The following is a 21,420-nucleotide window of genomic DNA, read 5'->3' as shown; positions in this document are numbered from 1 at the left end:
CTTGCGCCTTCGGCTTGGAGGGGGGACGGCAGCTTGGGCCGGCAAAGCCGGACCCTTGCTGCCCCTTGTCAGGGGCATTTCGCACCGGAGGGATTGGCTCTCCCCCTGCACCGTTTCCCAGGCTGACCCTGGCTGGAAGCCCGCTTGCCTGAGGGGTAGTCCGCTCCCGATCCCGCCTGTGCCGTGTGGCCGGGCTGAGCAGCGCAGCGGCGTGGGGATCAGAAATTCGCATGTCCGAAGGACGCGCAGCGGACAAGTTTGCGAATTTCCCCCACGACGCGAGCAGCGCAAGGAAGCCCGCAGGGCCCCGGACTTCGGCTCGCCTTTCTTTGGTGACTTTCTTTGGCGAGACAAAGAAAGTTACTCGGCCGCCGGGCCGAGACCCGGCCAAACAAAGCTTCCGGAGAGAAACCAACACGCAGACACAGGCCCTTCAACCCACCCTTCTCCTCAGAAGGTGAGAGAGCGAAGGCACAACCATCGTGTCAGTCGTTCCGAGCAGTTTCCCCAGCCAACGACCGTCTCAACATCGCTTCCCGAAAATCACTTGGTGTCAGACCCGTGTGTTCGCGGAACACGCGGCTGAAGTGGGCGCCGTTGTTGAAGCCCCAGGAGAAGGCGATGTCGGTGATGGTTCGCTGGGCGTGGGCGGGGTTCTGCAGGTCGCGCATGCAGGCCTGCAGTCGCCGGCGAAGGATGTAGTGGGCTGGCGTGTCGTCTTCTGTGCTGAAGGCGTTGTGCAGGTGGCGCTTGCTGCAGTTGAGGGCCTGGGCGATGTGGTCCAGCGTGAGGGCGGGGTCGCGCAGGTGGCGGCCGATGTGCTCGCGGATGCGGTCGCGAAAAGCTTCGAGCTGGGTGGTGGCGCTCTCGCGACCCGCGAGTTCCTGCAGCGACAGGCGCACCAGTTCCACGATCAGTTCGCCGGCACCGCGAGCGGCCGCCTCGCTCATGCTGGGCAGTTCCTGGTAGGTGCTGCGCATGGTTTCCAGCGCCACGCGGGCAATGCCGCTGACGCCGCCCACATGCCGCGCCATGAGCGGCTCCAGCTTCAAGCCGCGCTCGATCAGCTGTTCCTTGGGCAGCATCACGATGAGGTGTTCGACGCGCTCGGGATTGCCGATCTCGTAGCTGCCGGTGGTGTCGTAAATGGCCCATCCACCCGGGCGCACCCAGGCTTGCCGGCCCTGTTGTTCCACCGTGGCACTGCCACGCCAGGGTGCCACGATCTTCAGGTAGTTGCGTTCGCTGGCGCGGGCCAGGCGAGGGCTTTTCAGCACGCGGTGGCGGTTGGCTTCGAGCTTGGTCAGCACCACCGAGCCGGCCTGCGTGGCCGCCATGTGGCCGTCGAAACCGGTGTCACCGTACAGGTCGGATTCCAGTCCGCCAAAGTGGGTCCAGACCCAGTCACGCCAGATGGCGGCGCGGTCGCGTGGGGCGACCGAATCGGTGCTCATCACGGAGGATGGGGTCATGGGCAGGCTCCGTCGGGTGGGTGGAAGGGAAATTATGTGCCCCGCCGTGGCGCTGTGCGAGGGGTGACGTTGAGGGTTAACCCGCAGCGATGTGCACGTTTTGGCAAGCGGGTTTTGCACGCAGAGACAAGCCGCCGGGCAGGCGACGACCTACCATGCTGATGGCTCGATACCCACAACAGGAGACATACCATGGTTCATCCCAATCGCCGTCTGGTCATCAAGGGCGCCGCCGCTGCAGTGGGCGCCATGTCCTTCGCCCCGCAGCTCATGGCGCAGTCGGCGCCGGTGCGCATCGGGTATTCCATGTCGCGCACCGGTCCCTGGACGGGCGGCGCGCAGGTGAGCCAGGAGCCCAACTATCTGCTCTGGGCCGAGCAGCAGAACGCCGCGGGCGGCCTCGATGTGAAGGGAGTGAAACGCCAGATCGAACTCATCAGCAGCGACGACCGCAGCGACACCGAAACCGTGGTGCGCACCTACGAAAAGCTCATGGGCAGCGACAAGGTCGACCTGGTGCTGCCGCCCTGGGGCAGCAACGCCAACTTCGCCGTGGCACCGCTGGCCAACCGCTTCCAGTACCCGTTCCTGGCGCCCACCGCATTGAGCAAGCGCCTGGTGGAAATGCGGCTGCCGTACTTCTTCCTGCTGCTGCAGCAACCTGGCGCCATGACCAACGCGCTGGTCGACATGCTCAAGTCCAATGGCGTGAAGACCGTGGCGCTGATCTACGTGGACGACCTGTTTGGCCTGGAGAACTTCGCCGCGTTCAAGGTGGCGCTGCAGGGCAGTGGCATCACGCTGGTGGAAGACAAGAGCTACCCCGGCGGCGTGAAAGACCTCTCGCCGGTGCTGCGTTCGATGAAGGACAAGAACCCCGACGCCTTCGTCGGCTTCACCTACCCGCCCGACACCATCCTGGCCAGCCGCCAGGCCAAGGAAGTGGGCTTCAATCCGAAGTTTTTCTACGCCTCGGTGGGCACGGCCTTCCAGCTCTACCGCAATGTGATGACCCCCGCCGGCGCCGAAGGTGTGCTGGGCATGGGCTCGTGGAACAGCAAGACCAGCCCGGGTGCCAAGGCCTACTTCGATGCGCACACCAAGAAGTTCGAAGGCAAGGAACCGGATCGCTGGGCCAGCGGCGCCTGCTGGGCCGGCCTGGAGATCCTCACCAACGCGGTGAAGGCGCAGGGCCTGGACCGCAAAGCCATCCGCGACTACGTGGCCAACACCACGCACAAGACCATCATTGGCGACATCAAGTTCAACGGCAGCGAGAACGTGGGCACGCCAGGCACCGTGTCCCAGTGGCAGAACGGTGAGTTTGAGGTGGTGTGGCCGAAGAACGTGGCGACGGCCGCGCTCAATCCGGCAAAGCCTGCCTGGAAGTAGGCCCACCCCCGCGTCGGCCTGACGGCCGCCACCCCCTCAAGGGGGCAGCGCGTGCGGCCCGGCAAAGCCGGTTCCGCCGCGCTCCTGGATAACTTCCCCTCACTCGTATGTCCTTTTCTGCCTGGCTCGAACTCCTCGCCTCCGGTCTCATCACCGGTGGCATCTACGCGCTCGTCGCGCTCGGGCTGAACCTGCAGTACGGGCTGATGCGCATCCTCAACATTGCGCATGGCGAGTTCCTCATGGTGGGGGCTTACCTTACCTGGATGGCGCAGACATCGCTGGGGTTGAACCCGTTGTTCATGGTGCCGGTGTCGTTCGGCATGTTGTTCGTGCTGGGCTGGGTGGTGCATCGGCTGTGTTTCCGGCGTCTTACCGCCACCTCGCCCAACATCGACATCTTTGAAGCGCGCGGCCTCATGGTGGCCTTCGGCCTCATGTTTCTGGTGCAGAACTTCGCTTCGTGGATGTGGGGCGGCGACCTGCGTGGCTACGACTTTCTGACCGAGCCGGTACAGATTCCGTTGCCGGGCGGCGAGGCCCAGTTTGCCGGCAACAAGCTGCTGGTGTTTGCGCTGGCGCTGCTGTTCTCGGGCGCGCTCATCGTGCTGCTGCGCACCACGCTGCTGGGCAAGGGGGTGCGCGCGCTCATGCAGTCGCCCACCGGCGCACAGCTCATGGGCATCAACACGCGGCAGCTGCACCCGCTGATGTTCGGCATCGGCCTGGGGCTCTCCGGTGTGGCCGGTTGCCTGATCTCGATGGCCTACACCATCTCGCCATCGATGGGCGAGCCCTACACCATCACCGCGCTCATCGTGATCACCCTGGGCGGCTTCGGCAGCATGGGTGGTGCGCTGGCCGGTGGTCTGCTGCTGGGCGTGATCGAAGCCCTGGGCATGCACTTCACCAATCCCTCGCTCAAGGCCTTGTTGAGCTACGTGGTCTTCATCAGCGTGCTGTTGTTGCGGCCCGAAGGACTGTTTTCCCGCAAGTCAAGAAAAGCATGACCCCCACGCTCGTCACTACGTGTACTTCGCTGCCCCCCGTGGGGGCTGTCAGCCCCTTGGGGCGGCCCGGCGAGACTGACCTTTCATGAACTCAAGACAGTTCCTCATCCGCGACCTGCTGGTGCTCTTCGGCCTCACCGGCTGGGCCATTGCGCTGCCTGGCTTTGCCAGCGAGTTCGCCGTGTCCATGGCGCTCACCTGCCTGATGTACATCGCGCTCTCGTCCAGCTGGGCGCTGTTCTGCGGCACCACGCGCTACCTGTCGCTGGCCACCTCGGCCTTCTTTGGCATCGGCGCCTACACCAGCGCCATCCTGCTGGAACAGCTGTCCTGGGTGCAGGCGATTGCGCTGGGTTCCTTGATTGCAGCGGCCGTGGCGGTGGTGATGGGCGCGGCCGTGCTGCACCTGCGTGGCACCTATTTCGCGGTGCTCACCTTCGGCATGACCGAACTCATCCGCCATGCCATCAGCTACTTCGAAAAAAGTGTGACCGGCACCGTGGGCCGCGTGCTCATGGTGGTGCCCGAGCGCGACACCATTTACTTCACCGTGCTGGCGCTGGCCGTGATCACGGTGGCACTGTCCATCGCGATCCGGCGCACGCGTTTTGGTCTGGCCATGCTCGGCATCGGGGCCGACGAACAGCGTGCCCAGACCCTGGGTGTGAACACGCGCTGGGTGAAGGTGGCCGGCTTCGCGCTCACGGCGGCGGTGGCCGGTGCGGTGGGCGCGGCCATGAGCGTGCGCTGGACCTACATCGACCCGCACACCGTGTTCAACCCCTTCATCGGTTTCCAGACCGTGCTGATCGCGCTCATCGGCGGCGCGGCCACGCTGTGGGGGCCCCTGATCGCGGCCATCGTCTTCAGCGTGCTGGCCGAGACCCTGCGCCTGCAGGTGCCGCAGATCTACATGATGTCGCTCGGCCTGCTGCTGATCTTGTCGGTGCTGTACCTGCCGGGCGGCCTGGCCTCGCTGCGCACCGAGACCTTCCGGGGCTGGCGCGATGGTGCCAAGCTGTGGTGGCAGGAGACGCGGGATGACCTGAGTGGTGAGGCCAAGCGCCACAAGCAGCGGGAAAAGAGCCTGAGGGAGCGCCGTGATGTGTTCTAAGAAACACCCCCGCCGCGCTTCGCGCGACCCCCTCAAGGGGGCGATGCCAGAGGCCCGGCAAAGCCGGTTCCTCGGCATCCCTGGATGGGGCCTCTGCGTGCCGGACTGTGTATTCCCAAACGGAAGGGGTTGCTGACATGGCACTGCTACCACTTCTGGATGCCAAGGACATCACCGTGCGCTTCGGCGGCCTGGTGGCCGTTGACAGCGTCAGCGCGACCTTCATGCCTGGCGAACTCGTCGGCATCATCGGCCCCAATGGCGCGGGCAAGACCACCTTCTTCAATGCCATCTCCGGCGTCACCCAACCCACCAGCGGCGCGCTCAAGGTGCAAGGCCGCGAACTCAGTGGCAAAGGCCCGCACCGCTTTGCGGCCCATGGCCTGGCGCGTACTTTCCAGACCCCGCGCACGTTTCCCGACATGCTGGTGCGTGACAACATCGCCTTCGGCCTGAAGTTCGCTGGCCGCCGGCCACGCAAATACATCTGGTGGGGTGAAGAGACGACCGTGCCCTGGGTGCTGCGCACCCCCGAAAGCATCCTGGGCTTGATCGGCCTGCGCGACCAGGCCGATCTGCCGGCCGCAGCCATCACACCTTCACAACAACGCCTGCTGGAAATCGGCATGGCGCTGGCCACCCGCCCGCGCATGTTGTTGCTCGACGAAGTGGCCGCCGGTCTCACCGAAAACGAGGTGGAGGAAATGGCGCGCCTGATCCGCCGCCTGCGCGACGAACTGGACCTCACGGTGGTGTGGATCGAACATGCCGTGACCACATTGCTGCGCCACGTGGAACGGGTGATCGTGCTGTACCAGGGCAAGAAGATTGCGGACGGCACGCCCGCCGAGGTGGTGCGCAATGCCGAGGTGATCGAGGCCTACCTGGGTGACGAAATGAACGAGCCCTCCACCGAACATGTTGTCGAGGAGGCCTCCGCATGATGTGGTACCGCCCAAGCCCCTTCGAACTCGGCGGCGGCGGGCGCGCGCGCCTGAAGGTGAACGGCCTCTCAGCCGGCTATGGCGCCTTTCTGGTGCTGCGCGACCTCAAGCTCGAGATCCAGCCCGGCCTGACCGTGGTGCTGGGCCCGAATGGCGCGGGCAAGACCACGCTGCTCAAGGCCCTCAACGGCCTGATCCCGCGCGGCGGCACGGTGCTGCTCGATGGCCAGGAGATGCCCGAGAAGACCCACGAGATCGTGCAGGCCGGCGTGGCGCTGGTGCCGGAAGGCCGCCAGCTGTTCCCGCAGATGACGGTGACCGAAAACCTGGAACTCGGCGGCTGGCTGGTGCCCAAGGCCCAACGCGCCGAGCGCCTGGCGCAAGCCTTTGTGGACTTTCCCAAGCTCAAGGAGCGTGCCACGCAACTCGCCGGCACCATGAGCGGCGGCGAGCAGCAGATGGTGGCCGTGGCCCGCGCCATGATGTGCGCGCCGCGCCTGCTCATGCTCGACGAACCTTCGCTGGGCCTGGCGCCGAAGATGGTCGACGAGCTGCTCACCATCGTGCGCCGCATTGCCGACGCGGGCACCACCGTGTTGATGGTGGAACAGAACGTGAAGAAGGCGCTGGCCGTGGCAGACCGGGGCTACGTGATGGAACGCGGCACCCTGGTGGCCAATGGGCCGGCGAAGCTGCTCGCGCGCTCCACCGTGATCCGCGAGGCCTACCTGGGCGCAGACAAAGACCCCGCCACCGGCACCACCAGTGCGGCCGATGCGGTGCAGCGCCGCAAGGCCGTGGCCACCTCCCTGACACCGTGAAGTTGTTTACTTAGGAGAACCCCATGTCCGACATGTCCATGCTCATCAACGGCCTCAAAGTCACCGCCGAAAAAGGCGCCACTTTTGAACGCCGCAACCCGCTCGACGGCAGTGTGGCCACACGCGCCCCGGCCGCCTCGCCCGCTGACGCGGTGATGGCGGTGGAAGCCGCCGCCGAAGCCTTCAAGACTTGGAGTGAAACCGGCCCCGGCGAACGCCGCGCACTGCTGCTCAAGGCCGCCGATGCGCTCGAAGCCAAGACGCCGGCTTTCATTGAAGCCGTGTCGGCAGAGACCGGCGCCACCGGCATGTGGGGCGGCTTCAACGTGTTCCTGGCCGCCGGCATGATCCGCGAAGCGGCATCGCTCACCACTCAGGTGGCGGGCGAGGTGATCCCGTCCGACGTGCCCGGCTCGCTGGCCATGGGCGTGCGCCAGCCGGCTGGCGTGGTGCTGGGCATCGCACCCTGGAACGCGCCCATCATCCTCGGCGTGCGCGCCATCTGCGTGCCGCTGGCCTGTGGCAACACGGTGATCCTCAAGGGCAGTGAAAACTGCCCGCGCACCCATCAGCTCATCATCGACGCGTTTCAGGATGCCGGCTTCCCGCCCGGTGTGGTGAACTACATCACCAATGCGCCGGCCGATGCGGGCGCGGTGGTCGAAGCCATGGTGGCCCACCCAGCAGTGCGTCGCGTGAACTTCACCGGTTCCACCAAGATCGGCAAGATCATTGCCATGACCTGTGCCAAGTACCTGAAGCCCGTGGTACTGGAACTGGGCGGCAAGGCGCCGCTGGTGGTGCTGGACGACGCCAACATCGAAGATGCCGTGAACGGCGCGGCCTTCGGAGCGTTTGCCAACAGCGGCCAGATCTGCATGAGTACCGAGCGCATCATCGTGGACCAGAAAATCGCCGATGAATTCGTGAAGAAGTTCAGCGACAAGGCCAAGGCGCTGCCCGTGGGCGACCCGCGCAAACCTGAGCCCGTGGTGCTGGGCTCGGTGATCGGCATGGGAACCGTGCACCACTGCAACGAACTCATTGACGACGCGCTGGCCAAAGGCGCCAAGCTGGTGTGCGGCGGCAAGGCCGACACCACCCTCATGCCCGCCACCGTGCTCGACCATGTGACACCCGCCATGCGCATCTACCACGAAGAAACCTTCGGCCCGGTGAAGTGCGTGGTGCGCGTGAACGGCGTGGAAGAAGCCATTGCCTGCGCCAACGACAACGAGTACGGCCTGTCGTCCGCCGTGTTCGGTGGCGATATTGCGCGCGCCTTCAACGTGGCGCGCAAGATCGATTCCGGCATCTGCCACGTGAACGGCCCCACGGTGCACGACGAAGCCCAGATGCCCTTCGGCGGCGTCAAGGGCAGTGGCATCGGTCGCTTCGGTGGCAAGGCCGGCATTGCCGAGTTCACCGAGCTGCGATGGGTCACCCTGCAGACCACGCCGCGGCACTATCCGTTCTGAACGCGAGACTCTTCCGGCTACAGGTCAAGGTCTCGCGGCCCGCTCCGTTGGTGGGCGTCAGGCTCTCGCGCGCTCTGGTGGAAAAAGGCGCTGCGCGAGGTCGGCGTTGCTTTCGTGAATGAGATCCTTGTCCAGACTCTCGACCACCACGCCGGACACCTCGCTGTGAAGCTCCGCCCGCAGGTAGCCCAGCAGTCGTGGCGCGGCCACAAGGTACAGATTGTCGAAGCGCTTTTCACGCCGAGACACCAGTAGCCGTTGTGCGATGCGCGAGGCAAACAGCTGTGCGCGCTGGTGGCGTTCGGAGTCGCTCGCTGAAACGGTTGCGTTGCCGCCTCCGCCTCCGCCAGCACGCCTGCCATGTGGACCGCGGTGCATGTCGGATTCATTTGCATGCGCGTCAGGGTCAGTGAGTTCTTCTACCGGCACCAACGCGGCGCCCGGTTTGCGGGGCCGTTCCAGGATGCGTGCAATGGCCTCGTCGGCCACCAGAATCCAGGTCGATTTCATATGTTGCTCCTTGGGATTGTCACCACGCAGAATGGTGATGGCGTCCATCGTGGCCCGGCAAGCCGAGCCATGCTGTAGGACAAGGCCTTGCTTACCATTGCACACTTAAGAAATGGAGATGAGGACACGCGACTCGAAGAAGATGCCCCGCTTTGCACACGGCGTAGAAAGCAAGCCCACTTGGCGTCACGGAGTCGCAAAACCCGCTATCGGCAGGAACGCGGATTGCCAAGAATGGATATGACATCAAGAAGTCCTTCAACGACAAATCTTCCGCCTGTTTCGACAAATGTCATCCGCATCGTGGGCGCGCGGGAAAACAACCTGCGCAATGTCAGTGTCGACATTCCGAAGAAGCGAGTCACCGTGTTCACCGGGGTGTCTGGTTCCGGAAAGTCGTCGCTCGTGTTCGACACCATTGCAGCCGAGTCCCAGCGCCAGCTGAATGAAACCTTTTCCACCTTCGTGCGGCATCGATTGCCTCACCATCCGCAGCCAGACGCGGATTCGCTGCAGAACCTCTGCGCCGCCATCGTTGTCGATCAACGCCGCTTGGGCGGGAACGCACGCTCGACGGTCGGTACGGCGACCGACATCCTGGCGCTGATCCGCCTGCTCTTCTCGCGGATCGGGCAGCCTTTCGTGGGCTACTCCAACATCTTCTCGTTCAACCATCCCGACGGCATGTGCTTGCAATGCGAGGGGCTGGGCAAGGTCGACACCGTCGACCTGGATCGGCTGTTCGATCGCGAGTTGTCGCTGAACCAGGGGGCCATCCGTTTCAGCGCGTTTGCGGTCGGTGGTTATCGCTGGAAGCGCTACGTGCACAGCGGCCTCTTCGACAACGACAAGCCATTGAAGGACTTCAGCAAGGATGAGTGGCACACGCTGCTCCATGCCGAGGATGTGCCGATTGAGCAGCCCGGCCCGGGCTGGCCGCCCACGAGCCGCTACGAGGGTGTGCTGCCGCGCATCCGGCGCAACTTTCTGCGCCGCAACCTCGACGACATCAAGGGTCTGAACCGCGCGGAATGGGATTGGCTGGTCACCGCCGGGCCCTGCCCGCAGTGTCAGGGAGCGCGGCTCAACGAGAAAGTCTTGAGCAGTCGCATCAGCGGCCGGAACATCGCGGACTGGTGTGTCTTGGAAGTGGGCGAACTGCTGCCAGTCGTGCAAGAAGTGGACGCGCCCCTGGCGGCATCCCTGGTTCCGATGATTGCCCACCGGCTGCAGCAGGTGGTCGACATCGGGCTCGGCTATCTGAGCCTCGGGCGCGAGACGACAAGCTTGTCGGGCGGCGAGTCCCAGCGCGTGAAGATGGTCCGGCACCTGGGCAGCAGCCTCAGCGACATGAGCTACATCTTCGATGAGCCCAGCGTCGGACTGCACCCTCGTGACGTCGCACGGCTGGCCGCACTGTTGCGACACCTGCGGGACAAGGGAAACACGGTCCTGGTGGTGGAACACGATCCCGATGTCATCGCGATGGCCGACCACGTCATCGACATCGGTCCCGGGGCGGGCGAAGCGGGCGGAGCCATCACCTTCCAGGGGAGCGTGGCGGATCTGCGTAGGGCCAACACGCCCACGGGTCGTTGTCTCTCGCGTCCCGCGCGGGTCAACTCTGCCCCCCGGGCTGCCTCGGACTGGTTGCCGCTGCGCAAGGTCAGCCTGCACAACCTGAAAGACGTGAGCGTTGACATTCCGCAGGGCGTCATGACAGCCGTGACCGGTGTGGCCGGCTCGGGAAAGAGCAGCTTGATCAATGGCGCCTTCGTGCACGCGTACCCGGAGACGGTGTGCATCGACCAAGGTGCCATTGGCGGATCGCGCCGCTCGAACCCTGCGACCTACACCGGCATCCTCGATCCGATTCGGCGGCTTTTTGCGCAAGCCAACACGGCCAGTGCCTCGCTGTTCAGCACCAACTCGGACGGTGCCTGCCCGGTCTGCAAGGGCCTTGGCACCACGGAAACGGACCTAGCCTTCATGGAGCCCATCGTCAGCGTCTGCGAGCGATGTCGCGGCCGCCGATTCACCGAGGAAGTGCTGCAACATCGGCTGCGCGGCAAGAACATCGCTGAGATCCTGGCGATGCGCGTGGGCGAGGCACGGGCTTTCTTCGATGAACCGGACATTCTGCCCGCGCTGGATCGGCTGGATGAAGTCGGACTGGCCTACCTGTCGCTCGGTCAGCCGCTGTCCAGCCTGTCAGGAGGGGAACGGCAACGGCTGAAGCTGGCGACAGAGCTGGCGCAGTCCGGGCGCATTTACGTGTTTGACGAGCCGACATCGGGCCTGCACCTGTCGGACATCGACCGTCTGCTGCGGCTGTTCGACCGCCTCATCGAGCGTGGCGCGACGCTCATCGTCATCGAACACCAGCTGGACGTGATCGCCCAGGCGGACTGGGTCATCGACATGGGTCCGGAGGCCGGCCAGCGGGGCGGCCGTGTCGTGTTCGCAGGAACCGTTGCCGCGATGCTCGCCAACGGAACGGGTGAAACCGCCACTCACCTTCGAAGGCACGTGGCCTGAGAGGTGAGGCGGGATCCGCGTCGAGGTTGGGATCTTCGGCTCGGATTTGGCCAACGTCTTCTTCAGACTGGCTCCTGCCCTTCTAAATCGGTCCGGCTGACTACGTCAGCAAGCCGTTCGGGCCGTTCGAGCCTGGCGAGCTGGTGGCTCGGCTTCGTGCGTTGCTGCGCCATGCCGACGGCGCGCTGGTCCCGCCGTCAACCTCCGAATACCGTCTGCTGTGCGTCTTCCTGATTCCCACCCGCGCACCGCGCTGTCTCGAGAGCGGAGCAGGGCGCTTCGCTACCTTTCGACCTGATAGCCTGGATCGACTTCGGAGCCAACCTGACCACCGGCCAGACCCCAGTTCTCGCGCGGAATCCCATCGTCACCTAAGCGGCAAATCATGGCCTGGTACAGCGCCCGTTTCGTTTCAAAGCCCCAGTCGAAAGACTTCCAGGCTCTGGAGCCTTCATGCAGCCCAAGGAAGAGGAGCGCCAAGACGGCTTGGTCGATTCGATCGGGGTCTAGCTTCATGGGCTTCTCCTAATGAGAGGCCATATGTCGATGCAAAACCAGGAAATGGCTTCTTCAAGTTGCTCTGCGTGTGAGCCGCAACAACCCATCTTCTTCAATCGCTCTTGCTGATCCGCCCGCTGCGAACCCGTGTGGTGGGTGGTGTGGGCACCAGGCGTTCGAGTAACTCCCGGTTACCCGATTCGGCGTCAATTGGAGGGGTCTCGCGTTCCACCACCCACGAATTGCAATGCCTCGCGGGCGAGTGAAATGAACTCCCCTGTTGAAGCTTGGTTAAGTACCAGCCACTCTTTCATGAGCCGACCGTGCCCAGGGTCGAAGCGCTGGCCCCTGCCCTGAGCCTCGAGCGCTTCAACGCGCTGCTTCGGTAGCTTGACCACGAATGCGCCTTCGGAAGAAACCGTGGCGAAGATCTTGCCGTTCACCTGCAACGCGGACGAGCCAAAGCCCTTCTTTCCGCGCTGGCCAACAGAGACACTTGGTTCGCCTGTCAGTTCGGCAACCACAGCGGTGAAAATGGCACCCTTCATGCGGCGCGGTGGCGCATCCGCTTCCACCATCGGGTCTGACTGACGATGGTGAAGGTGAGCGCCGCCAGGATGATGGCAGACAGGGGTGAGGTGAAGAACTCGCCGATGAACTGGCCCACATTGCCCTCAGCTGAAATCATGGCCTGTCGGTAGCTGCGATCCATCAGGGGTCCGAGGATGATCCCCAGGATCACCGGGCCCACCTGGTAGCCATACATCTTCAGGAAATAGCCCAGCACCCCGAAACCGAGCATCCAGTAGACATCGGTGGGGTTGTTGCTGATCGCGTAGGCCCCCACCGCTGACAGCACCAGGATCAAGGGCAGCAACATGGATTTGGGCGTTTCGACGATCTTGGCAAACAGCTTGATGCCGGTCAGGCCGAAGACCAGCAGGAAGATGTTGGCCAGCGTCAGACAACCCACGGTGAACCAGAAGAGGTGGGGCGTCTCAACCATGAGTAGCGGCCCAGGCTTCAAACCGTGGATGTACATCGCGCCAATGACCACGGCGGTCACGGCATCGCCGGGAATGCCCAGCGTCATCATCGGAATGTAGGCACCGCCAATGGCCGCGTTGTTGGCGGACTCGGGGGCCACCAGACCCTCCACCGCTCCTTCGCCAAAGGGAACCTCCGGGTTCTTGACGCTGCGCTTGGCGTGGTCGTAGGCCATCAGTGCGGCAATGTCGCCACCGGCCCCGGGCAGGGCGCCCACCACCACCCCGATGGCCGATGTGCGCGTGGCCAGGGGAAGGTGCTTGCGCACCACGCTCCACGACGGGATGATCTTGGACACGTTTTGCTTGATTGCTTTGAGTTTCAACTCGTGCAACTGAGCCAGTACCTCTGCCACCCCGAAAAATCCGATCATGGCCGCCACATACGAGATGCCCGCCGTGAGCTGGAGGTTGCCGAAGGTGAAGCGTGGCTCCGCGGTCATGGGGTCCAGCCCGACGGAACCGATCAGCACGCCGAGCGCGCCTGCGAAGATGCCCTTGGACAGCGAATTGCCGGACAGGCTGCCCACCAGCAGGATGCCCCAGACTGCCAGCATCAGGTAGTCGCGCGGCGCGAATTTCAGGGCCAGTTCCGACACCGCAGGGGCGGCCAGCGCAAGCGCCAGGATGCCGATGAAGCCGCCAAAGACCGAAATGATGGTGGTCAGGCCGATGGCCTGGCCGGCTTCGCCGCGCTTGGCCATGGGGTAGCCGTCCAGCGCCGTGGCGATGGCCGAGGGCGCGCCGGGAATGTTCAGCAGGATGGCGCTGCGCGAGCCGCCATAGACACCGCCAAAGTAGATCCCGGCAATCAAGGCCAGCGCCGAATTGACCTCCCACTTGAACGTGAACGAGATCAGGATCGACACCGCCATCGTCACGGACAAGCCGGGAATGGCGCCGATGTAGATGCCGGCCAGTGTGCCGGCCGCTGTCAGCATCAGCAGTTGCGGATCCAGCCAGGGGATGAGAAAAAACCCGAGCGTCTCGCTCATGGGAGCCACCCGGCAAAGAGCTTTCCGCTGGGCAGAACGACAGAGAACACCGTCTGGAAGATCATGTAGATGGCGCCCAGGCTCAGTGCCGACACCACCAGATTGAGCACGATGCGTCGGCTGCCCAGCAGCCACATGGAGATCACGAGGAACACATACGAAGACAGCAGAAAACCCACCCATTCCAGCGCCAGCATGTAGGCCACGATCGCGAGCGTGAAACCGATCAGCACGCCCGGTGTGAGCTGGCGCATGAACTGCCGGGGCAATGACTCGCCCTCCTGAGCCGGACTGGGTGTTTCACGCAGGGCTTGCATGACGTTGACCAGACCGGTGATCACCATGACGGCGGTCGCCAGCATGGGGAACGAACCGGCCGACGTCAGCGACTCGAAGCCTGAAATGCCGTAAGCGGTCCAGAGCATGAAGACACTGAACATCAACAGCATCACAGTGAATGCGATTTGGCCGGGCAGCCGGCTTCGTTGGAGGTGCATGATGGGGTGTTCCTCTTTTGAGGCTTCAAGGTGGTGCAAGGCCCAGCGACTCTGGAGCCGCCGGGCCTGCTAGGCCCATGGGCCCCTCTCAGGGCTTGGCAATGCCCAGGTCGGCCGGGTTCTTCTTCGCCACACCCACCTCCTGGTAGGTCCAGGCGGTGACCGACTGCCACTTCTTCAAAAAGGCTTCAGCTTCGGCGCCCGACAGGTTCATCACCACGTTGCCGCGGGCCGCCATCAGTTCCTTGAACTTCGGGTCGTCAACGGCCTTCTTGAAGGCCTCGGTCAACCGGGTTTTGGCTGCATCGGGCGTGTCCTTCTTGACGAAGACGCCGTAGAACGGTCCCCAGGGCAGGTACTTCCCCAGCGCAGGAAGGTCTTGGGTGATCGGAGGCACATCGCCAAAGGGCTTCGCGTCAATGGCGGCCAATGCCTTCAGGCGCCCCGCCTTGATGTGTTCGGCCGCAGCACCCGCGCCCACGAACATCAGATCCACATGGCCACCGAGCAAGGCGGTGACGCCCGGTCCGTCGCCATCAAACGGCACAGAGGTCACGGGAAACTTGGCGACCGTGGAGATCATGGCGCCCACGGTGAAAGGCAAGCCGCCGGTACCGGTTGACGCCTGTTTGATTTTTCCAGGATTGGCCTGAACGTCGGCCAGCAGATCCTTGAAAGAAGCCCATGGCTTGTTGGGGGTCGTCACCAGCAGCACATTGCCCCGGCCCACGATGTTCACCGGATAGAACTTGGAATAGTCCAGGTCGCTGATGCCCAGGATCGGATGCAGTTGCGGGTTCTCTGCGCCGAACAGCAAGGTGTAGCCGTCGCTGGGCTGCTGGTTGATGAAGTTGGTGGCAATGGCGCCCACGCCGCCAGGCTTGTTCTGCAGCACGATCTTTTTGCCCAGTGCCTCTTCGGCGCCTGGCGTGAGCGCACGGCTGACCACATCGGTCGCGCCGCCTGCGCCCCACTGGATGATGCCGGAGAGCTCGCGCTCCGGGAATCCTTGCGCCGAGGCGCTGGCCATGATGGCCACGCTCGCCAAGGCGGCCATGGTGGTTCGAATCAATTTCATCGTTGTCTCCTGGTGGTTGCGGACTTGAAAAAAGGGTCTTCGATGGACCGGGGGAAAAGGGTTGCTCGGCGAGGGTTGTACACGGTTGTTGGGTACTCCTTCAGTAACGCTGGATCAGCATGCCACCGTCGACCTTGATCGACTGGCCGACGGTGTAGGGCAGCAGACCCATCGCCAGCGTGCTGACGGCCTTGCCCACCTCTTCAGGTTTCCCCCACCGGGGCATGACCAGCCAGCCGCGCTCGATCGCCGCATCGTAGTGTGATTTTGATGCCGCGCTCATTTCGGTTTCGATCAAACCCGGCACCACCTCATAGACACCCACACCTTCACCGCCGAGACGCACGGCGAACAGCGAAGACACCATTGCCAGCGCCGCTTTGGACACGCAGTATTCGGCCCGTTGCACCGACACCGCCTGGGCATTGGAAGACGTGATGGTGATGATGCTGCGGTGATGAGCGGTGGCCGGCCGGGCGAGAAGCTTGCGGGCGAAAGCCTGGGTGAGGAAAAAAGTACCGCGCGTGTTGGTGTGCAGGCAGTGGTCAAACCCTTCGGGTGTCACATCCAGCAGATCGCCCCTGGACAACACGGAAACGCCCGCGTTGTTGACCAGGCAATCCAGCTCGCCGATGGTGGCTTCTGCGTCAGCAAGAAATTGCTGGTGGGAGGACACGTCGGCGATGTCGGCGGGCACAGCGGCCGCATGGATGCCCAACGCTCTCACCTCATCCACAGCCCGCTGCAAATCGTTGCTGTCTTCCAGATCAGATAACACAAGGTCAAAGCCCGATTGCGCCAGCGACAGGGCAATGGCTTTGCCAATGCCGCGGCGCGCACCGGTGACCAGTGCGCGGGGTCGACGCAGAGAGGGGCGGCTGTTCGACGACATGAGGTGGTGGTGGCTGGCTGGTTGCGGGTGAATCAGGCTGCGCGGGCCCGACCGACGATGGCGTGGCGAACCTCAGCCATCACCGGGTGATCGGCCTGACGAAGCTCTGCGGCAATCGCTCCGAACCCGAAAAAGTCGAGGTAGCCGGGGATCTGTTGAACCATCATTTCGTGGCCATGGAAGACCCGGATGCCTCTTTCTAGGCACGCGCGCTCCACCGGCGTGGTTTGGCTCTTCATCAGGATGTCGAAGGCGGTCGCGCTGCGCTCCATACGCTGCGGGTCAAAGGGCAGTGGATCGGTCGCGCGCAGTCCAAGGGGCGTTGCATTGATCACCAGATCGAAGCCTGCAGGGTCGCTGCTGGAAGCGACGCGCGCGTGCGTGCGCACCGGTGGGGTGGTTTCCAGCAGTTTCACCAGTTGCTCTGCGCGATGTCCGTCCGAGTCGAAGACCGCGACTTCGGCGGGACCCTGTTGGCAGGCGGCCAGTGCGCAGCCGATGGCCAGGCCGGCGCCACCGGCGCCCAGCAGGAGCACCCTGCGTCCTTCAACCTCGACACCATGGTGGCGCAGCGCACCGAGGAAGCCGCTGCCATCAAGCAGAGCGCCCTCATGCATTCCGTCGGCGTTGCGGCGCACCGCGTTTGCCGCGCCAGCCCGCGTGGCCGCCGGGTCTGCCTTGTCGAGCAGCTTCATCAATCGCGTCTTGTGCGGAATGGACACCAGCATGCCGCGCACATTGCCCGCCGCCAGCGCGCTGGTCATGAAAGGTTTGAACTGATGGTCCTCGATCCGGATGGGGACCCCCACCGCATCCATGTCAAAACGCGAAAAAATCAGGTTCAACGCCTGTGGCGCCATGACCTGGGCGACGGGGTTGGCGACGGTGAAGAGCAGTTCGGTGCTTCCGCGGACGGCGGGCATGGCGGTAACAAATGACTGGATGCATGGCATGTCGGCGACTGTACGAACTGCCGCCGATTCAGTCGATAGCGTTGGGTTTCATCTCCACCGATAATCGGATGGGTCTGTCCGATCTCCGGTCATATCTATCGCTTTCCCTATGTCCACCTCCGCGCTGCATGTCGAGTTCCCGATCGATCCGGCCGACCTGATCGCGGGTTTGGGCAGGGGCTTGCTGGTGATCGAATCGTTCGACGATGACCATCCGAGAATGACCGTCAGCGAGGTGTCGCAGCGCACGGGCATTCCCCGCACGGCGGCACGAAGGTATTTGCTGAGCCTGTGCCACTTCGGCTACGCACAGACCGACGGCAAACGCTTCTGGCTGGCGCCGCGCGTGCTCCGCCTGGGCCAGAGCTACCTGGGCGCGGCGCGCCTGCCGCGTCTGGTGCAACCCTTCATCCAGCGGCTCTCGATGGAAACCGGCGAGACCGTCAACGTCAGCGTGCTCGACGGCCACGAGGTGGTCTACATCGCGCGCAGCAACAGCCCGCGTGTGGTGTCCATCGGCTTTCACTCCGGCGCTCGCGTGCCGGCGCATGTGGTCACGCCGGGCGTGGTGCTGCTGGCGCGAATGAACGACGAGGCGCTGTCGAAATGGATCGATGAACATGAATTTGCGGTGTTCACCACCCATGCCGCTTGCGATGGTGAGACCTTTGTCGAGTGGGTGCGTCAGGCCAAGCGCATGGACCACTGGATCACCATGCAACTGCTGGATCCAGGCCTTATGGGCGTTGCCGTGGCGCTCGTTGACCGGCATGGCCAATGCAAGGGCGCGCTTGGCATGACGCTGCAGGTTCACGCCTGGTCCATCGAATCGGTGGAGAAGCAACTGCTGCCCAAGCTGCGCGAGACAGCCATGGCGCTCCTGCCCTTGATTTAGAGCCTGTTCAGGGGATGGTTGGGCATGCTCTGGCTAAAGGCGCGGCCGCTTCCCTTTAAAGCGAGTCAGCCGAAACTCGGCAGCTCCGGCTGCACCACGGGCTTGTCCGCCGCCTTCCAGGCATCAAAGCCCCCGGCAAGCGACTTTACGTTCAGGTAACCCATGTCGCGCATGGTTTGTGCCGCCAGGGCGGCACGCCCGCTGGTCTTGCAGTAGAGCACCACTTTCAGGTCGCGCGGCTGCAGGGCGGGTGTGCTGCTGAGCTTGAACTCGAGCATGCCGCGCGAGGCGTGCACGGCGCCGGGAATGTGCCCGGCCGCGAATTCACTTTCTTCGCGAACGTCGATCAGCACATCGCCATCGCGGATCGCGGCATCGGCCGCATCCAGTGGCACTTCGGTGACGTGGGCTTTGGCGGCGGCGACCAGGTTCATGGCGTTTTTCATCGGGATCTCTTACAAGGGGCGACGGGTTCAAGGCAGGTGTGGCGCAATGGCCTGGGTTCAAGTCTGCGCCATGCGCATCCGCTCAATTGCGCAAGTGTGTGGAGGCCACCAGCGACAACATGTGCCCCAGCCTCGGGTCGCCACGCCCGCCCAGCACCAGCGCGTGCGCCGCCTGCACGGCCTCGGGGCCACCGTGCTGCTGCACCACCAGCCAGGGCGCTTCCGGCTGATTCACCTGCTGGACGAATGCGTGCCAGGCGCGGGTCATGCGTTCTTTGTACCCAGCTGCACCCCAGTCGCCATGGCGCTTCTTCACCTGTGCCGGCGCAAAGAACAGCACCGGTCGCGGCCCGGGCAGGTCGCGGCCGCCGGCGAGTTGGTCGACATGGGTGCCACCAATGGAGCAGCTGTAGGCCAGCGCCGTGAAGCGGCTGTGGATGGCCTTGCGCAGCGTGCCGTTGCCTGCAAAGTCCACGTACACGCAGGGCGCATCGGCCGCAAGCGTGTCGAGCTGGTCGTAGGTGAGCACGCGGCTGTACACGCCCAGGCTTTCGCAGAATGCCACGTTGGCGGGCGAGGTCAGGCCCACCACCTTCACCTCGGGCCGCCGGGCCAGCTGGGCGGCGGTGGCGTAGGCGGTCTTGCTGCTGGCCGACGAGAGCAGCATCACGCCGCGTTGGCCTTGCTGATTGCTTCCAAAAAAATCGTTGTCGGCCAGGAAATCGTCGATCAGCCAGGCGGTGAGGAACAGAGGCCGCAGCAGCGCCTGCAGGGGTTCGTTGGCGGGGTTGTACAAGGGGTCGGTCGCGCAGCGCAGGTACTGGTTGTAGACCGGGTGCAGGGCGGCGCGGTGCGGGGCGCCGTCAAAAAAACCCTCGGGCGACACGCGGGCGGGTTGCAGCACCACATCCGTGGCCATGGGCCAGTAGCCATACAGGCGCTCACCTTCGGCCACCCCGGCGCAACGGGTCTCCACCACCACGCCAAAGCCCCACACCGGGATGAGGCCCCAGGGCACGTTGTCGTCAGCCGGCTCGCCCGCCTGCGGCAGCACAGGGAAGAACTGCCAGTAGTTCATGGCGTCGCCAAACGCGGCGTAAGAGATGTTGTTGGCCGTGTACGCGAAATGTTCGATGCGTACCCGCACTTCGCCGTCAGCCAGGGCGGCTTGGGGCAACTCCACGGTGCGGGTGTTGTCGAGTCGGTCCTTGCGGACCTGGAACTGGGTGGTGGTCATGCGGCGGCTCGCGAAGAGGGGAACAGGGAGTCGAGATGGTGCACCGGTTCGGCGCGTGCGGTTGTCACACGCGTTTCGCCTCTTGTGCGACCGGTGTGGCCCTGATTCCCCCAAGTGCTTGTTGCTCTGCGAAAATCGCCCGATGAACGCGACCAACACCACCGAACTCATGAACACGCTGGGGCTGCAGGCCAAGGCGGCCTCGGCACTTATGGCCAAGGCCAGTGCAGCCACCAAGCTCGCGGCCTTGCGTGGTCTGGCGGCTCTGCTGCGCGCCAACGTGGACGCGCTGCAGCTGGACAACGCCAAAGACCTGGAGCGCGCCCGGGCCAACGGCTTGAGCGAGCCCATGGTGGATCGCCTCAAGCTCACCCCCAAGGTCATCGAAACCTGCGCTCAGGGCTGCGAGCAGCTCGCGGCCATGCCCGACATCATTGGCGACATCACCGGCATGAAGCAGATGCCCAGCGGCATTCGGGTGGGGCAGATGCGCGTGCCCATTGGTGTGTTCGGCATGGTCTACGAGAGCCGGCCGAACGTGACCATCGAAGCCGCGTCACTCTCCATCAAGAGCGGCAATGCCGCCATTCTGCGTGGCGGCTCGGAGGCGATCGAGTCCAACCGTGCCCTGGCCGCGCTGGTGCAGCGGGCGCTGACGGACGCCGGTCTGCCGACCGATGCGGTGCAGCTCGTGCCCACCACCGACCGCGCCGCCGTGGGCCAGCTCATCACCATGCCGCAGTACGTGGACGTGATCATTCCGCGCGGCGGCAAGGGCCTGATCGAGCGCATCAGCGCCGAGGCCAAGGTGCCCGTCATCAAGCACCTGGACGGCAACTGCCACACCTATGTGGACGACCCCTGCGACATCGCCATGGCGGTCACGGTGGCCGACAACGCCAAGACCCAGAAATACAGCCCCTGCAACGCCACCGAAAGCCTGCTGGTGGCGCGGGGCGTGGCGGCAGAGTTCCTGCCAAAGATTGGCGCGATCTATGCAGCCAAAGGGGTGGAGATGCGGGTGTGCCCGGCGTCGAAGGGCATTCTTTCTGCGGTGCAGGGCGGCAGCCTGAAAGACGCCACCGAGGCCGATTGGTCCGAGGAATACCTGGCACCGGTCATCAGCATCAAGGTCGTCGAAGGCGTGGACGAAGCCATTGCCCACATCAACCGCTACAGCAGCCACCACACCGACGCCATCCTCACCACCAACCACGTGCACGCCCAGCGTTTTCTGCGCGAGGTCGATTCGGCGAGCGTGATGGTGAATGCGAGTACACGCTTCGCTGATGGATTCGAGTTCGGGCTGGGTGCTGAAATCGGCATCAGCACAGACAAATTTCACGCCAGGGGCCCGGTCGGGGTGGAAGGGCTGACTTCGCTAAAGTACGTGGTGCTTGGCGAGGGTGAAATCAGGGGCTGATCGAGCTTGCAAGCCCGGCCTTTGTCCCCATATCCTCGAAGCCTTCGCCTCTTTAACCCCTCCAATTCCAGCCCACACGCAACGCACAAGCGTCCAGGGCCAGCGCGGAACCGGCTTTGCCGGGCCCAGCTGGCGCCCCCCACCGGGGGGTGACGCCGCAGGCGGCGCGGGGGGCTCCTCC

General features: G+C 64.2%; 20 protein-coding genes. 9 read left to right on the top strand and 11 right to left on the bottom strand.

Annotation, left to right across the window (positions count from 1 at the left end; all coding sequences use genetic code 11):
* Nucleotides 1-485 precede the first annotated feature (485 nt).
* On the bottom strand, nucleotides 486-1,472 hold the full coding sequence (locus J2W49_RS08690; RefSeq protein ID WP_310314413.1) for an AraC-like ligand-binding domain-containing protein: 987 nt from the start codon (nucleotides 1,470-1,472) through the stop codon (nucleotides 486-488).
* A 192-nt stretch (nucleotides 1,473-1,664) separates the two neighbouring features.
* Here J2W49_RS08690 and J2W49_RS08685 point away from each other — a divergent pair, with 192 nt between their 5' ends.
* From J2W49_RS08685 to J2W49_RS08660, 6 genes are all read left to right on the top strand, one after another.
* Nucleotides 1,665-2,864, top strand: coding sequence for an amino acid ABC transporter substrate-binding protein (locus J2W49_RS08685; RefSeq protein ID WP_310314411.1), 1,200 nt, complete (start codon nucleotides 1,665-1,667; stop codon nucleotides 2,862-2,864).
* 107 nt (nucleotides 2,865-2,971) lie between these two features.
* The gene (locus J2W49_RS08680) at nucleotides 2,972-3,874 is read left to right on the top strand and encodes a branched-chain amino acid ABC transporter permease (protein ID WP_310314409.1); all 903 of its coding nucleotides are present in this window, start codon (nucleotides 2,972-2,974) and stop codon (nucleotides 3,872-3,874) included.
* 85 nt (nucleotides 3,875-3,959) lie between these two features.
* On the top strand, nucleotides 3,960-4,988 hold the full coding sequence (locus J2W49_RS08675) for a branched-chain amino acid ABC transporter permease (RefSeq protein WP_310314407.1): 1,029 nt from the start codon (nucleotides 3,960-3,962) through the stop codon (nucleotides 4,986-4,988).
* 137 nt (nucleotides 4,989-5,125) lie between these two features.
* Nucleotides 5,126-5,932 (top strand): ABC transporter ATP-binding protein, encoded by an 807-nt coding sequence (locus J2W49_RS08670; protein ID WP_310314405.1) that lies wholly within the window; start codon nucleotides 5,126-5,128, stop codon nucleotides 5,930-5,932.
* Nucleotides 5,929-6,753: an ABC transporter ATP-binding protein gene (locus tag J2W49_RS08665; protein WP_310314403.1), complete on the top strand. Its 825-nt coding sequence runs from the start codon at nucleotides 5,929-5,931 to the stop codon at nucleotides 6,751-6,753. The genes J2W49_RS08670 and J2W49_RS08665 overlap by 4 nt, the downstream gene beginning before the upstream one ends.
* A 23-nt stretch (nucleotides 6,754-6,776) precedes the next feature.
* Nucleotides 6,777-8,231: an aldehyde dehydrogenase gene (locus tag J2W49_RS08660; protein WP_310314401.1), complete on the top strand. Its 1,455-nt coding sequence runs from the start codon at nucleotides 6,777-6,779 to the stop codon at nucleotides 8,229-8,231.
* Nucleotides 8,232-8,288: 57 nt separating this feature from the next.
* Here the strand turns inward: J2W49_RS08660 and J2W49_RS08655 are convergent, their stop codons facing one another.
* Complete coding sequence (locus J2W49_RS08655) at nucleotides 8,289-8,741, bottom strand: host attachment protein (protein ID WP_310314398.1); 453 nt, start codon at nucleotides 8,739-8,741, stop codon at nucleotides 8,289-8,291.
* A 303-nt stretch (nucleotides 8,742-9,044) separates the two neighbouring features.
* Here J2W49_RS08655 and J2W49_RS08650 point away from each other — a divergent pair, with 303 nt between their 5' ends.
* On the top strand, nucleotides 9,045-11,279 hold the full coding sequence (locus tag J2W49_RS08650; protein WP_310314396.1) for an ATP-binding cassette domain-containing protein: 2,235 nt from the start codon (nucleotides 9,045-9,047) through the stop codon (nucleotides 11,277-11,279).
* A 282-nt stretch (nucleotides 11,280-11,561) separates the two neighbouring features.
* Here J2W49_RS08650 and J2W49_RS08645 read toward each other — a convergent pair whose 3' ends face one another.
* From J2W49_RS08645 to J2W49_RS08615, 7 genes are all read right to left on the bottom strand, one after another.
* Nucleotides 11,562-11,795: a DUF6429 family protein gene (locus tag J2W49_RS08645; protein ID WP_310314394.1), complete on the bottom strand. Its 234-nt coding sequence runs from the start codon at nucleotides 11,793-11,795 to the stop codon at nucleotides 11,562-11,564.
* Between the two features lie 188 nt (nucleotides 11,796-11,983).
* Entirely contained in the window at nucleotides 11,984-12,325 is a 342-nt protein-coding gene (locus J2W49_RS08640; RefSeq protein WP_310314391.1) for a hypothetical protein, read from the bottom strand.
* Entirely contained in the window at nucleotides 12,322-13,818 is a 1,497-nt protein-coding gene (locus tag J2W49_RS08635) for a tripartite tricarboxylate transporter permease (protein WP_310314388.1), read from the bottom strand. Before J2W49_RS08635 ends, J2W49_RS08640 begins: the two co-directional genes overlap by 4 nt.
* Complete coding sequence (locus tag J2W49_RS08630; protein ID WP_310314387.1) at nucleotides 13,815-14,315, bottom strand: tripartite tricarboxylate transporter TctB family protein; 501 nt, start codon at nucleotides 14,313-14,315, stop codon at nucleotides 13,815-13,817. Before J2W49_RS08630 ends, J2W49_RS08635 begins: the two co-directional genes overlap by 4 nt.
* A gap of 88 nt (nucleotides 14,316-14,403) precedes the next feature.
* On the bottom strand, nucleotides 14,404-15,393 hold the full coding sequence (locus J2W49_RS08625; RefSeq protein ID WP_310314384.1) for a tripartite tricarboxylate transporter substrate binding protein: 990 nt from the start codon (nucleotides 15,391-15,393) through the stop codon (nucleotides 14,404-14,406).
* Nucleotides 15,394-15,493: 100 nt separating this feature from the next.
* Nucleotides 15,494-16,285, bottom strand: a complete 792-nt coding sequence (locus J2W49_RS08620) for a 3-ketoacyl-ACP reductase (RefSeq protein WP_310314381.1) — start codon at nucleotides 16,283-16,285, stop codon at nucleotides 15,494-15,496.
* Between the two features lie 32 nt (nucleotides 16,286-16,317).
* Entirely contained in the window at nucleotides 16,318-17,208 is an 891-nt protein-coding gene (locus J2W49_RS08615; RefSeq protein WP_310314378.1) for a shikimate dehydrogenase family protein, read from the bottom strand.
* A 139-nt stretch (nucleotides 17,209-17,347) separates the two neighbouring features.
* Between J2W49_RS08615 and J2W49_RS08610 the strand changes: the two genes are divergently transcribed.
* Nucleotides 17,348-18,133, top strand: coding sequence for an IclR family transcriptional regulator domain-containing protein (locus J2W49_RS08610; protein ID WP_310314377.1), 786 nt, complete (start codon nucleotides 17,348-17,350; stop codon nucleotides 18,131-18,133).
* 65 nt (nucleotides 18,134-18,198) lie between these two features.
* Here the strand turns inward: J2W49_RS08610 and J2W49_RS08605 are convergent, their stop codons facing one another.
* Complete coding sequence (locus J2W49_RS08605) at nucleotides 18,199-18,579, bottom strand: rhodanese-like domain-containing protein (protein WP_310314376.1); 381 nt, start codon at nucleotides 18,577-18,579, stop codon at nucleotides 18,199-18,201.
* An 82-nt stretch (nucleotides 18,580-18,661) separates the two neighbouring features.
* Nucleotides 18,662-19,816, bottom strand: coding sequence for a DUF2855 family protein (locus J2W49_RS08600; RefSeq protein ID WP_310314374.1), 1,155 nt, complete (start codon nucleotides 19,814-19,816; stop codon nucleotides 18,662-18,664).
* A 142-nt stretch (nucleotides 19,817-19,958) separates the two neighbouring features.
* Here J2W49_RS08600 and J2W49_RS08595 point away from each other — a divergent pair, with 142 nt between their 5' ends.
* Nucleotides 19,959-21,239: a glutamate-5-semialdehyde dehydrogenase gene (locus J2W49_RS08595; RefSeq protein ID WP_310314372.1), complete on the top strand. Its 1,281-nt coding sequence runs from the start codon at nucleotides 19,959-19,961 to the stop codon at nucleotides 21,237-21,239.
* The last annotated feature ends 181 nt before the right edge of the window (nucleotides 21,240-21,420 follow it).

It is taken from the genome of Hydrogenophaga palleronii, assembly GCF_031457455.1.
Taxonomy (GTDB): Bacteria; Pseudomonadota; Gammaproteobacteria; order Burkholderiales; family Burkholderiaceae_C; genus Hydrogenophaga; species Hydrogenophaga palleronii_A.
The sequence above is the reverse complement of the archived record's forward strand: the minus strand, read 5'-3'. Positions and strand labels throughout refer to the sequence as shown.